The organism is uncultured Thiodictyon sp. (assembly GCF_903946935.1).
Taxonomy (GTDB): Bacteria; Pseudomonadota; Gammaproteobacteria; order Chromatiales; family Chromatiaceae; genus Thiodictyon.
This window is the reverse complement of record NZ_CAJAXH010000099.1, coordinates 1-13,282: the sequence shown is the minus strand read 5'-3', so window position 1 is coordinate 13,282 and position 13,282 is coordinate 1. Positions and strand designations below refer to the sequence as shown.

Below are 13,282 nucleotides of genomic sequence, written 5' to 3'. Positions count from 1 at the left end.
GCCCGACGCCCGATCCGAAACGCCAATAGGAGGCTACAGACAGCGGCGAGCGCGCGTCGTACCCATCAAACAGAGACTGTTAGGGCATTCTTACATCTTCCGAGCGATTTACACAAATTCACTTCCGGGTTCGGCTGGTCGGACATTAAGCTGATCGCCGGGAGGCGTTGTTATGGCCCTACCCGCGACATCGACACGCTGGAGGCCCCATGCACACGAAACGACCGACCAAGAACGCCCAGCCCTCGGCCCGAGCACTGCGGCGTTACAACGCCGACCTGAAAGACTTCGCCGACCTGATGGCCGGCTACCGTCCGCCCCATGATCAGATCCGCGCCCTGCTCGACTTCGCCTGTCGCCGCCTGGAGGCGAGCGGGGCGGCCTTGGGGGAGCTCCAGGGCGCCAACTATCGGCTGCTCACCAGCTGTGGCGCCGCGGCGGCCGGCCTGGGGCCGGTCCTGGCGCCGGGCGTGGTCCTGGCCCTGGGGGCGGCGGAGCTGGCCGCCATCCACGCACTGGAGCAGGCGGATACGGCCGCGCCGGACGCGCCCGAGCCCCCCGCCTGCGCCTTGCCGCCACACAGCGCCTTCACGGCCGCCGCCCTGCTGCGCTGGACCGACGCCGAGGACCTGCCACACCTGGGAGCGCTGTCCTTCGCCCCCGGTCAAGCAGTGTGTACGACCAACATCGAGAAACTCGAGCTCATCCAACTCGTGGGCCAGGGCATCGCCTCCAGCCTGCGGGAACGGGCGGTCCTGGACGGACTGCTGGCCGCCCGGAGCCGCGAGATCGTCGGCCACCTGGCGAGCGGTGTCGCACACGACTTCAACAACCTGCTGGGGGTGATCGACATCAACCTCGATTATCTCACCGACCTGCTGCGCACCCGTGCGCTACCGGCGGAAGTGGGCGAGGTACTGGAGGAGACCCGACTCGCCGCCCGCCACGCCCAGATGGTGACCGCCGGCCTGCTGTCGTTGAGCCGCGGGCGCCGGCTGGCCACCGCGCCGACGCCGGTCTCCGCCGTGGTGGAACGCTTCACCCGCACCCTGGCGCGCATCCTGCCGGCCGAGGTCCTGCTGAGGACCCAGGTGACCCCAGGGCTCGTCGCCCTGGCGGACGAGGCCCTGTTGCAGACCGCCCTGCTCAACTTGTGCATCAATGCCCGTGATGCCATGGGGGGCCGCGGGACCCTGGGCATCGAGGTGGCGCGCATCGCGCGCGCGCGCACCAACACCCTGACGCTGACCCTGGGGCGCCTGGAGCCTGGCGACTATGTGGAGATCGCGGTCGCCGATACCGGGGTCGGCATGTCGGCGGAGGTGCTGGGGCACATCTTCGAGCCACTCTTCTCCACCAAGTCCAGCGGCCGGGGCACCGGTCTCGGGCTCTTCATGGTGCGTGAGTTCGCCGACCGCTGCGGGGGGGCCGTGGGGGTGGAGACCCGGCCCGGGCGCGGCAGCCGCTTCACCGTCTACCTGCCGGTCGCCAGCGCGCTGCCCCCGCCGCCGTCCGACCGAATCCCGACGGCCGTGCCGCTGCCGCCGCTGGCGGCACGGGTGCTCCTGGTGGACGACGACCCCGGCATCCGTGCGGTGCTGCACCGGACCCTCCAGGCCCATGGGCTGCGGGTGGACCAAGCGGCGAACGGCGCCGAGGCCCTGGCCTGGCTGGAGGGCGGGGCGCCCTGCGACCTGGTGCTGTCCGACATCGTTATGCCGCAGATGGACGGGATCGAACTACACCGGCGTCTCGCCCGTGCCATCCCGGGCCTGCCGGTGCTCCTGATGACCGCCGACGAGCACCAGAGTGTCCAGGCCGCCGGGTTGCCGGTGGACACGGCGATCCTGTTCAAACCGCTGGTAACCGAGATGCTGTTGTCACGCATCCAGGAGCGTTTAGCGCGGAGGGATGAAGGATGAAGGATGGAGGGTGAAGGCGAGTTTTACAGTTTTTTACTGGCCGAATCGACTGGCGGTGGCGATAGTTGGCCAGTTATCGGCCCGGCTACCAGGTCGCCGCCGCACCCCGAACCCAGTCTATCCACGGCTCGCAGGGAGTTGTCCACGATGAACCTGATCTGCCTCGACGATGACCCCCGGATGGAACCCGCCCTGCGACGCTTCGCCGTCGGTCTGGGCCATGGCGTGCGTTTCCACACCGCCACCGCCAGCTTCAAGCTGGATGTGCAGGCGCAACTGCCTGACATGATCTTGCTCGACCTGGAGCTCGGGCAGGAAAACGGCATCGACGTGATCCACTGGCTCGCCGAGCGCGCCACGGCGGCACCGCTCATCCTGCTCTCCGGGCACGGGGACGACCTGCTCGACACCGCCCGGCGCATCGCCCGGGCCAGCGGGATGACCGTGGCGGGGGCCATCAACAAGGGCCAGATCGTCCGCGACCTGCCGGCACTCCTGGGTCAAGGCCGACGACCGGACCCACCACCACGGCCAACCCCAGACGCCGCGCTGCCGACACTGACCGCCGCCGAGCTGGCGCGCTTCATCCGGGAGGATCGCATCGAGCCACACTTCCAGCCGATCGTGGACCCCCACGACGGACGGCTGCGCGGCGCCGAGGTCCTGGCCCGGCTGCGCCTGCCCTCCGGGGCGCTCCTGGGCGCCCCCGCCTTCATTCCGCTGGCGCAGTCCACTGACCTCTTGCTGGCGCTGACCGAGGCGCTGTTCGCCCGCCTGATCGGGCTCAAGGCACAGCTGCGGCCGCTCGCGCTCGACTACCTGTCGGTCAACCTGTGCGCCGCCGCGCTCGACCGGGACCTGGAGCGGGCCGTCACGCTCGTGCGGGGGCTCCTGGCCGGGTTGGGCGACTGCTGCGGGCTGCAGGTGGAGTTGACCGAGACCGCCGCCATGGCCGATTCCCAGCCGGCCCGGGAACTCACCGCGCAACTGCGCCTGCTCGGGGTGCGGCTGGCGATGGACGACTTCGGCACCGGCTATTCATCGGTGCGGGCACTCACCGAACTGCCCTTCGACACGCTGAAGATCGACCTGTCGTTCGTCTCGGAGATGTTTGACTCCGCCAAGGCCCAGAAGGTCTTGCAGGCGATCGTCAACCTCGGTCACAACCTGGGACTCACCGTCGTGGCGGAGGGGGTGGAGACCGACGCCCAGCGACGCTTCCTGATCGAGCACGGCGCCGACCTGGCCCAGGGTTATCTGTTCGGCCGCCCCATGGAGATCCAGACGCTGGTTCGCACCTATTTCCCGGTCGCCCCCGCCGGCGGCACTGCACGCCTGGGGGACCCCTTCGCGTTGCTTGCCGACTCTCTAGCGTGAAAGTCGCGCCGGGAGCCCGCTCCACTGCTCCCTCCCCGATTGGAGGAGGGCGGGATGGGGGAACGGCCAAGGCGCCCGCCACGCTCATCGTTCAGGCTGGTGCGGGCGCCATGGCCGTTAGTCCGCACGCGCGGGTCGCCCGTCGTCCTAAGTCCGGCAATTGCTCACGCCAAGGCGCCAAGCTCGCCAAGAAATACAATAAGATGGACCAGACATCCAGATCACTCGTCGGCTGAATGACCCAACGCCGAGAACAGACTGAAAAACCTTGGCGCGCTTGGCGCCTTGGCGTGACAACTGCCCTTATCCAGGTTCAGGGCGACCGACACCTGCCCGTGGCCGGAACGACGAGCGCGGCCGCGGCGCGAGTACTATGCTTGGCGTCTTGGCGTGAACACTTAACGCATTCATTAACAGCAAAACCGCCATGGACACCACCCAGACCGCCGCGCCGGACCCGGGTACGCAACCCACCCTGGCCCGTACCCTGATCGCCACCGGCGTGCTGGCCCTGTTCGCCCTCGCCGGCAACCACTTCAATCTGTCGCTCATGTTCGGGGTCGATATCCTGTTCGGCTCGGTGGCGGTGCTGTTGGCACTGGTATGGCTCGGGACCTGGCCCGGACTGCTGGTGGCCCTGATCGGGGGCAGCTATACCTGGATCATCTGGGACCACCCCTATGCCATGCCGATCCTGCTCGCCGAGGCGGGCGCGGTGGCCTGGCAGCGGCAACGGGCGCGGCGGCGCGGCCTGGCGCCGCCACCGCTGGCGGTCTCGGTGACCCTGTATTGGCTCCTGATCGGCATCCCGCTGGTCCTGCTCTGCTACCGCCGCGGGCTGGGGATGACCTGGCCCCAGACCCTGCTGGTCGCCTTCAAACAGGCCCTCAACGGCATCCTCAACGCCGGCCTGGCGGGTCTGGTGCTGCTGATCGCCGCGACCCTGAGTCGGCGGCGCGCCGCCCTGCCGATCGCCCAGGTCCTATTCACTACGTTGCTCTCCGGCCTGTTGGCACCGGCCATCCTGTTGACGGACTGGCAGGCCCGGGACCTCAAAGACCACCTGGAGTCGGACCAGGCCGAGCAGTTGCGGCTCTCCGCCCAGTTCGCGATCCGTCACCTGGGCCCCCGATACCACCCGGAGGGTCTGAGCGCGAATGCATTGGCATTAGAGCTCAGCGACCTGAATCGCTTTCTCACCGCGGCCCTCCCGGCCGGAAGCAGCCCCCGGGTCTGGCTGGCGGCAGCGCCGAGCGCGGCCGGACCGCCACCCCAGGGGGGTAGGGGCATCCCCACGAACGCGGCCGGTCTGCAACTGGTCCTGCCGAGCGCCCACCTCCCCTCCCGGATGATACGGTGGCGCCAGGCGCATTACCGCATGGAGGTCCCGGCGGACCTGGTGAGCCCGGGAGACCGCCTGACGGTGGAGTTCAGCGCGGCACCACTGATCGACCGCGTCCAGCGTAGCGCGATCCGGTTTTTGCTCATGCTCCTGATCTTGACCGCGCTGGCGGTGGGCCTCGCGCACGTGTTCAGCCGGCGCCTGGTGCTCCCCCTGCAACGGCTGGTGGCGGCCACCCGCGCCCTGCCCGCAGCGATCCGCGAGGACCGTCCCTGGCCCGCGCCGACGACGGGCCTGTTGCAGGAGACCGGGCAGTTGGAGGACGCGGTGACTGAGATGGCACAGTCCCTGGCCGCCAGTTTCCGGACACTGGCCAACCAGGGACAACGGCTGGCGAACATCATCGCGGCCACCCGGGTGGGCACCTGGGAGTGGGAGGTCCAGACCGGCGCCGCCGTGGTCAACGAGCGCTGGGCGCAAATGGTCGGCTACCGCTTGGCCGAGTTGGCACCGATCAGCATCCAGACCTTGATCGACCTCACCCACCCCGCCGACCTGCGGCGCAGCATGGACCTGGCCCAGGCGCATTTCAGGGGTGAGCTGGCGGACTACGAGTGCGAACTGCGCATGCGCCACCGTGACGGACACTGGGTCTGGGTCCTGGACCAGGGCCGGGTCATGGAATGGGAGGCCCCCGGGGTCCCGCGGCTCATGACCGGTATCCATCAAGACATCACCGAGCGCAAGCAGGCCGAGCTGGCGGTGGCCGGGCAGGAGTCCATGCTCAACGAACTGCTGGCCCTGGCCACCGAGTTCGTCAGCGTGCCCGACCTGGAGATCGCGGACCTGACCGAGCGCACGCTCGGGCGTATCGGGCGCTTCTGCGGCGTGGACCGCAGCTACCTGGTCCGGTTCGATCGGTCCGCGCGTACCTTCAGCAATACCATGGAATGGACGGCGGCGGGGGTCCCCCCCGCGCTAGTGCTCAACCGGGCCATCCCCTGTGCCGAACTGCCGGCCCTCATGGAGCGGCTGCCACTCGGGGAGCCCATCGTAGTCCCCCGGGTCGGGGGGCTGCCCCCGGACTGGTCCCGGGAGCAGGCGATCTGCGTCGCCCAGGGCATCCAATCGATCCTCATCGCCCCCCTCGCCGTCGGCGAGGTGTTGCTCGGCTCGATCGGCTTCGACGCCGTGCAGACCCCGCGTGACTGGTCGGCGATGGAGGTGCGTTTCCTCCAGGTCTTCGCCAGCCTCCTGGCCGGGGCACTGGAGCGGGCGCGCACGACCGGGGAACTGCGCGCGAGCAACCTCCGCTACGAGCAACTCGCCCATCAGAGCCGCTCCATGAGCTGGGAGATCGACCCCGAAGGCCGCTATACCTATTTAAGCCCGGTCTGCGAGCAGGTCCTGGGCTTCCGGCCGGAGGAGTTGCTCGGCGGCCATTTCTACGAGCACCTCGCCGGGGCCGACCGGGAGCAGGTCAAGGCCGCCATCTTTGCACTCATGGAGCGCCGTGAGCCGATCCGCGATTTCGACCGACTCTGCCTGGGGATCGACGGCTGGCGGGTCTGGCTGACGACCAACGCGGCGCCGCTGTTGGCCGCGGACGGCACCTATCTGGGCTACCGCGGTATCGACACCGACATCACCGATCGCCACCTGGCCCAGGGACTGATCCGGGAGAGTGAGGCGCGCCTGAACGCGGTGTTCGAGAACGCCCCCATCGGCATGGCCCTGATTGCACCGGATCGGCGTTTCACCCTGGTCAACCGGGCCTTGGCGGCCTTCCTCGGGCGGGCGCCGGAGGAACTCTCGGTACTGCGCGTTGACGATGTGACCCATCCGGACGAGTTGGGCCACAACCTGGCCCTCTTCGCCGAACTGCAGGCCGGGCGGCGCAGCAACTACCGCATGACCAAACACTATCTGCGCCCGGACGGCGCGACGGTGTGGGGCGACGTGCGGGTCACCCTCCTGCCGAGCCACCCCGGCGCACCGCCGACCCCCTTGGCGATGATCGAGGACATCACCGACCTGCACGCCGCCACGCAACGCCAGCGGGTCCTGGAGGAGGCCCTGAGCCGCCATGCCGCCCAGCTCGAACAACTGGTGGACCTGATCAACCAGCCACTGCCGCCGGCGCAGAAGGATCGCACCCTGCTGGGGCTCGGCTGCCGGAGCCTGGGGGTTGCGGCGGCGGTGCTGGGGCTGGTGGGGGCGCAAGGCGAACACCAGGTCCTGATCGCGGTCGCTGGTACTGACGCGGGCCCGGACGCGGGCCAGGCACAACCCCAGCCGGCCCAGCTCGCGGCGGTCCTGTCGGCGGCCCTGGCGCACCGGGGCAGCCCCTGCGTGCTGGACGCTGAACGCTTGCCGGGGACCCAGGTGAGCACGGGCTTTCGCTCCTGCGTCGGTCTGGCCTTCGACGGCCCGCAGTTGGACGGGCAGACCGAGACGCTCATCCTGTCACTCTGGGGGCTGCAACCCTGCCTGGAACTGGGGGACCCCGAGCGCCAGATGCTCCGGCTGATTGCCCAGCGGCTCGCCGCGGTCCGTTATCAGGAGCAGATCCAGCGCGACCTGGTGGCCTCCCGGCAGCGCGAGACCATCGGGCACCTGGCGAGCGGGGTCGCCCATGACTTCAATAATCTATTGGGGGTCATCGACGCCAACCTCTATTTCCTCGGCAACGCCTTTCCGGGCGCGGATAGCGACCCCGAGATCCGTCAGGTGTTGGAGGAGACCCGCAGCGCCCTGGGGCAGGCCAAGGTCATCACCGCCGGAATGCTGTCACTGAGCCGCGCCGGGGGGGTCCCACTGGGGCCGATCGACCTGGCGGAGACCATCGCCGAACTCGCCCGCATCCTGCGGCAGGTCCTGCCCCCCACCATCCGCCTGACGGTCGCCATCCCACCCGGGCTCAAGGCCTGGAGCAACGCGGGCTTTCTGCAGGCGGCCATGCTCAATCTCGCGCTCAATGCCCGGGACGCCATGCCCGCGGGGGGCGAGCTGCGTCTGGAGGCCGCGCCACAGCATTGGACCGGCCAACCCCCGCTGGCGGTCGGGACCCTGGCACCCATGGATTGCGTGGAGTTGCGGGTGACCGATACCGGCAGCGGCATCGCCCCCGCCATCATCGAGAGCATCTTCGATCCGCTGTTTTCCACCAAGGCCAAACAGCGTGGTCATGGGCTCGGGCTCTTCATGGTGCGTGAGTTCATCGCCCGCTCCGCGGCCGGGCTGACGGTCGAGTCACACCCGGACCAGGGTAGCCGCTTCCGGCTGCTGCTGCCGCCCGTATCCGCGGATTCGGCCGCATCCCGAGCCGTCCCCGCGGCGGCCGACGCCGCACTGCCCCCGGGACTGCGGGTCCTGCTGGTGGACGACGACCCGCGGGTACGCGAGGCGGTGGCCCGGCTGCTGGCCCTCGAAGGGATGGCACTGGAACAGGCGGAACACGGCGAGGGCGCGCTCGCGCGCCTGGCCCAAGACGACGGGTTCGACCTGGTGCTGTCGGACATCGCCATGCCCGGCCTCGACGGGATCGGCCTCTACCGGCAACTGGCCCGGGAGCGCCCCGGGTTGCCGGTCATCCTCATGACCGGCCAGGACAGCACCCTGGCCGCCACCGACGACCTGCCCGAACACCCCCTGGTGCTGCGCAAACCGCTCGAGCCGGCGGCCCTGCGCGAGGCCATCCGCATGCGGGTCGGCCCGACGCGAGGATCGGAGCGCGTATAATCGCCCCCCAGGCTGGAGTCGAATGCGGACGAACTACTCGCTCAAAGATGAATGTCTAAGTGAGCGTGGGACCGGGAAACAGTTCGCGATAGATCGAGGCATCGAATAGCGTCTGGATGCGCAGGATACGGCCGTTTTCAACGTGCGACCACTGGGCGGCGTCCACCGACAATTTCTCGGAGATCTGGATGCGGTAGGTCAGGAAATGACAGACGTCCGGACCATCCACGAAGACCTTGCGGACCTGCTTCGATTGGACGATCCCGCTGGAGTGGGCGCCGTACTGGATGAACTGGTCGGCGCTGTCGAACACCGCGATGGGACTGCGAAAACTGAACCCCTGGTCGGCGAGCAGTACACGCGCCCGCTCGAAGTCGAAGGCATCGAGGGCCGCGAAAAAGGCCTCGACGACAGAAAGCGGGGCAGCGGACACGTTGAGACTCCCGGGGTCAGAGGTGATGTCGGCCATGGTGCAGGGTTTTCCCCCATCCGTCCAGCACCCGCAGCGCCGCGGCCCGTTCTCAGCGCATCGAGCGCTGGTCCAGCTCGAACATCGGGCGGCTCTCCGGACCGACCGCGTGCAGGGCGGGGCTCAGTGAGTACAGGGCCAGGGTCGGCTTGACCTTGAGCGACAGCAGCGAGGGGTCGAGGTACTTCTTGAGCAGGCGCCTGGCCTGGCCGCGGTTGCGCATGCCGCGCAGCAGGCGGACCTTGGTCAGCGCCCCCGCGGTGGGCGCGGCGCCACCGCCGCGGCGATAGTTGCCGATCACCGCCTCGGTGTAGTCCAGGGTTTCCTGATAGGTGACATTGCTGTTGGTACGGTCCACCACACCCTCGCCGGCGTTGTAGGCCATGATCACCCGGCCATAGTCGCCCTTGTACTTGTCCAGCAGTCGCTTCAAGTGACGGGTGCCGGTGCGCAGGTTGGTCTTGGGGTCGAACAGGGCCGCGGTGGAGGTCACGCCGTAATCGCCCGCGGTCGCCGGCATCACCTGCATCAGCCCGACCGCGCCCACGCGCGAGACCGCATGGGCATTGAAATTGGACTCGGCGCCGACCACCGCGCGCACCAGCTCGCGCTCTACCCCATACTGCTTGGCCACCTCATCGATCATGGCCCGCACCTGCTCGCGGCTCGGCTTGGGTCCGCTGGGCGGACTGGGCAGCGGCGCCCGGGCCGGGGCCGCGGGGAGGTCGGTCGGCGGGGCGGCGACCGGCTGCGCGGTGGCCTGCGCCTTCGCGGCCTTCTCGGCCGGCGCGGCCGGGCAGACCAGGGGGAGCAGGACCAACAGCCACAGGGGGCGGATCGCGACAGGGTTCATCATGGCTCCGGCGGGATACTTGACTGGGCTTAGGCTCGGTAGGGGCGGCAGTGGACCGGCGGGGACGAACCCCGGCGCGGATGGCCGCCGCGCCGATGCGAATCAGACGACAATCGGGCCATCAATTCAAGTACCTTGATGCAAGAGTTATCAGGCGACCCGAAGGCGGTGGGTGCGCCCGCTGGCCGCATAAACCCTTAAACTCTAAATCCGGCAGTTGCTCACGCCAAGGCGCCAAGAAAAAACAAAACAATGCACGCAGCATCGGCATCACCCTGCGGGTGAGTCGCCGAACGCCGATAACGTTTTGAAAAACATTGGCGAACTTGGCGTGAGAACCGCTCTTTTAGGTTAACCCCCGGTCGCGGCCATGCACCGCACCGGCTGTTCTGCCTGGTCGTCGAAGCGATGACGCTCGGGCTTCAGGCGCACGGCGGCCCGCAGGTGCTCGGCCAGCTCCGCCGCGGTGGCACCGGCGCGCAGCAGTGGGCGCAACGGGACACTGTTCGTCTGGCCCAGGCAGAGGTGCAGGGTCCCGTCCACGCCGAGACGCACCCGGTTACAGGTCGCGCAAAAGTGCTGGGAGAGCGGGGTAATGAAGCCGATGCGAGTGTCACTCCCAGCCAGCCGGTAATAGCGCGCCGGGCCGCCGCCGGGCATCAGGTCCGGGATCAGGTTGAAGTGGGCTTGCAGGCGGCTTCGCACGGTCTCCAGGTCCAGATAATGGTCGCGTTGGGCCGCGCGCCCGGCGGTGCCCATGGGCATGGTCTCGATCAGGCGCAGGGTGAATCCGTGCGCGGCGCAGAAGGCCAGTATCTCGGGGAACTCGTCCTCGTTGACTCCGCGCATGGCCACCGTGTTGACCTTGATCGGGGCAAAGCCGGCGTCCTTGGCGGCCATGATGCCGGCCATCACCTGCGACAGGCGACCACCGCCGGTGAGTTGTGCAAAGCGCTCGGGCTTGAGGCTGTCGAGGCTCAGGTTGAGGCGCCGCACGCCGGCCCGGAACAGTGGCACCGCCTGCGCCTGCATCTGGGTGCAGTTGCTGGAGAGCGAGAGGTCGTCGAGTCCGGGCAGGGCGGCCAGACCCGCGGCCAGTTCGGGCAGTCCGCGGCGCACCAGTGGCTCGCCGCCGGTGAGCCGCACCCGCCGCACCCCAAGGGTCACGAAGGCGGCCACCACCCGGACGATCTCATCGAAGGTCAGCCAGTCGGCCGGCGCCTCGAATGACTTGGACCCCTTGGGCAGGCAGTAGCCGCAGCGCAGGTCGCAGCGATCCGTGACCGAGAGGCGCAGATAGTCGATACGGCGCCCAAAGGGGTCGGTCAGGCTGGTTGGAATCACCGATCGTCTCCGATGGCCGTTAGCCGCCGGTGACTGGCGGAAAGAAGGCGACCTCGTCGCCATCCGCGATGACCGTATCTGGGGTGGCCATCGTCTGGTTGATCGCGACCATCACCCGCCGGTCGCCCCCCAAGGCCGCGGCCCAGGGCTCGCCCCGGGCACGCAACTGTTCGAGCAAGACCGCCGCGGGCCTGGGCGCGGGCCAGTCGAACCGCTCGCGGTCGCACCTCAACGCCTCGCGCAGGCTGGCAAAATACAGGATCTCGATCATCGGTGTGGCGATCCTAGGCCTGCAGGCGGGCGAGCGACCAGTAATTCACGATAGTACCCCGTTTGGGGGTAGCGTCCGGCGGAAGTTCAAGCAGACCGTCGGCGTGGGCAACCCCGGTGAGCACATCCGAGCCCTGGCGCTGCGCGGGCTCGGCCCAGGGCAACTGCCCGGCCTCGTAAACCAGCCGTGCCCGCAGAAACTCCCGGCGCGGGCGGGCCCGCGGCCAGTCGTGAGCCAAACGCGCAGACTCAGGCTCAGGAAACAGGGGGCCGTCGCGCCCCTGCAGGCGCCGCAACAGGGGCAGCAGAAACAGCAGCGCGGTCACATAGGCCGACACCGGATTGCCCGGCAGCCCGATCAGGTGCGCCGCCTGGATACGGCCATAGAGCAGGGGTTTGCCGGGCTTCATGTTGACCCGCCACAGCGCGATCTGACCGCAGGCGGCGACCGCCGCCTTGACATGATCCTCGTCGCCCACCGAGACCCCGCCGGTCGAGACGATGAGGTCCGCAGTCGCGGCCGCCGCACGTAAGGCGGCCTGGGTTGCCTCGAGCGTGTCGGGCACCGGCCCCGGATCGATCAACTCGCAACCCTGCTCCCGGAGCAAGGCCGCCAACAGGTGGCGATTGCTGTTATAGATCCGGCCCGGCGCCAAGGGCTCGCCGGGCTCGGTCAGTTCGGCCCCGGTGGTCAGCAGGGCGACACGTAGCCGCGGACGGACGCTCACCTCCCGGTGCCCGATCGAGGCCAGCAGCCCCAGATGGCGCGGGTCCAGCCGTGTCCCCGCCGCCAGGACCTCCTGTCCCGCGGCGATGTCGTTGCCGCGCGGGCGGATATTGCCACCGCGCTGGGGCGCACGCCGCAGCCGCAGCCAGCCGGACGCGATCTCGCACTCCTCCTGGATCACCACCGTGTCGGCACCGTCCGGGATCGGCGCGCCGGTGAAGATCCGCGCCGCCGTGCCCGGGGGCAGCGGCGGGGGCGACTCACCGGCGGCGATGCGCTGGGCAATCGGCAGCCGCCAGTCGGCACCCAGGTCGTCGGCGCGCAGGGCATAGCCATCCATCGCGCTATTGTCGTGCGGCGGCACATCGATGGGCGAGCGGATCGACTCGGCCAGCACCCGACCCAGGCTGTCAGCGCAGACGATCCGCTGGGTCACGCGCGCCACCGGATCGGCGGCAGCCAGAATGGCCGCGCGCGCCTCCTCGACCGTCAAGAGCGGCGCGCCATTGGTCGGGCTGGGATAACAGTCAGTGGTTAAGTCAGTCATCGATTCCTCTGCGAGCAAAACCGGTCGATTCAGCGCCGGCGCGCGGGCTTGATCATAACGCCGGCCACCCCGCGGATGATATTCGTCGCGGCCTGGGGGCCGCTCCTACCCCCGTAGGCGCGGCCCCCAGGCCGCGACCGGTCGCCCGAAGCGACTCACCAGGCCCTTACCTGGCGCCCTTGATCGCAAGCTGCGAAGGGTCGAATGCCCGTTTAGCGACCCGTGTTGAGCGTCCAGATGCAGGCCGGGCATTCGTTGATAGGCTGGACCAGCCCTTTTAAGGTGTCGTCAAAATATTGTAATATAAGGAGATATTTAGCGCTACCTGAGTGAAACAGCAGCCATGTTTGGCGAGATCCTCCAGAAATTTTCCGAAAAAAGCCCTTCTACTGTCATGGTTCGGGCGCTGCTGGAGCAGTTGCTCAACACTGAGAAACTGGACCAGTGGTTCGAGGTCACGCGCCAGACCCAATACACACGTGACATTCTGTTCTCGTCGCTCGTGGGACTGATGCTGCAAGTCGTGTGTAAGACGCAAGCCAGCGTTCATGCAGCGTACCGACATGCCGACATCGCGGCCTCGATCGTCGCGGTCTATGGGAAATTGAAAGGGGTCGAGCTGACCACCTCCCAAGCGCTGGTACTCTACATCGCCCGAGAGGCCCAGGCCTTGATCCTCACGATGAATGG

General features: G+C 68.5%; 8 protein-coding genes and 1 pseudogene. 4 read left to right on the top strand and 5 right to left on the bottom strand.

The genetic code is table 11. The features are described 5' to 3' along the window. Positions 1–209 precede the first annotated feature (209 nt). From QZX93_RS08980 to QZX93_RS08970, 3 genes are all read left to right on the top strand, one after another. The gene (locus tag QZX93_RS08980; protein ID WP_295385538.1) at positions 210–1,922 is read left to right on the top strand and encodes an ATP-binding protein; all 1,713 of its coding nucleotides are present in this window, start codon (positions 210–212) and stop codon (positions 1,920–1,922) included. A gap of 147 nt (positions 1,923–2,069) precedes the next feature. Then, positions 2,070–3,299 (top strand): EAL domain-containing response regulator, encoded by a 1,230-nt coding sequence (locus tag QZX93_RS08975; protein WP_295385536.1) that lies wholly within the window; start codon positions 2,070–2,072, stop codon positions 3,297–3,299. A gap of 427 nt (positions 3,300–3,726) precedes the next feature. After that, complete coding sequence (locus QZX93_RS08970; RefSeq protein ID WP_295385533.1) at positions 3,727–8,382, top strand: PAS domain S-box protein; 4,656 nt, start codon at positions 3,727–3,729, stop codon at positions 8,380–8,382. 55 nt (positions 8,383–8,437) lie between these two features. On the opposite strand, the gene QZX93_RS08965 is transcribed toward QZX93_RS08970, so the two are convergent. From QZX93_RS08965 to glp, 5 genes are all read right to left on the bottom strand, one after another. Continuing rightward, positions 8,438–8,851, bottom strand: a complete 414-nt coding sequence (locus QZX93_RS08965; protein ID WP_295385531.1) for a nuclear transport factor 2 family protein — start codon at positions 8,849–8,851, stop codon at positions 8,438–8,440. A gap of 52 nt (positions 8,852–8,903) precedes the next feature. Further along, complete coding sequence (locus tag QZX93_RS08960; protein ID WP_295385529.1) at positions 8,904–9,704, bottom strand: lytic transglycosylase domain-containing protein; 801 nt, start codon at positions 9,702–9,704, stop codon at positions 8,904–8,906. A 351-nt stretch (positions 9,705–10,055) separates the two neighbouring features. Next, entirely contained in the window at positions 10,056–11,048 is a 993-nt protein-coding gene (gene moaA / locus QZX93_RS08955; protein ID WP_295385527.1) for a GTP 3',8-cyclase MoaA, read from the bottom strand. A gap of 19 nt (positions 11,049–11,067) precedes the next feature. Continuing rightward, positions 11,068–11,319 carry a molybdopterin converting factor subunit 1 gene (moaD, locus tag QZX93_RS08950; protein WP_295385525.1) on the bottom strand — a complete coding sequence of 84 codons (252 nt, stop codon included), beginning with the start codon at positions 11,317–11,319 and terminating at the stop codon, positions 11,068–11,070. Between the two features lie 13 nt (positions 11,320–11,332). Continuing rightward, positions 11,333–12,592 carry a gephyrin-like molybdotransferase Glp gene (glp, locus tag QZX93_RS08945; protein WP_295394525.1) on the bottom strand — a complete coding sequence of 420 codons (1,260 nt, stop codon included), beginning with the start codon at positions 12,590–12,592 and terminating at the stop codon, positions 11,333–11,335. A 343-nt stretch (positions 12,593–12,935) separates the two neighbouring features. Here glp and QZX93_RS08940 point away from each other — a divergent pair. Next, positions 12,936–13,282: pseudogene (locus QZX93_RS08940) on the top strand (transposase); the annotation flags it as partial.

Excerpts from the sequence above, each read along its gene's own strand:
- QZX93_RS08980 (WP_295385538.1), top strand. The coding sequence starts at position 210 with ATGCACACGAAACGACCGACCAAGAACGCCCAGCCCTCGGCCCGAGCA.
- QZX93_RS08975 (WP_295385536.1), top strand. The coding sequence starts at position 2,070 with ATGAACCTGATCTGCCTCGACGATGACCCCCGGATGGAACCCGCCCTG.
- QZX93_RS08970 (WP_295385533.1), top strand. The coding sequence starts at position 3,727 with ATGGACACCACCCAGACCGCCGCGCCGGACCCGGGTACGCAACCCACC.
- QZX93_RS08965 (WP_295385531.1), bottom strand. The coding sequence starts at position 8,851 with ATGGCCGACATCACCTCTGACCCCGGGAGTCTCAACGTGTCCGCTGCC.
- QZX93_RS08960 (WP_295385529.1), bottom strand. The coding sequence starts at position 9,704 with ATGAACCCTGTCGCGATCCGCCCCCTGTGGCTGTTGGTCCTGCTCCCC.
- moaD (WP_295385525.1), bottom strand. The coding sequence starts at position 11,319 with ATGATCGAGATCCTGTATTTTGCCAGCCTGCGCGAGGCGTTGAGGTGC.
- glp (WP_295394525.1), bottom strand. The coding sequence starts at position 12,592 with ATGACTGACTTAACCACTGACTGTTATCCCAGCCCGACCAATGGCGCG.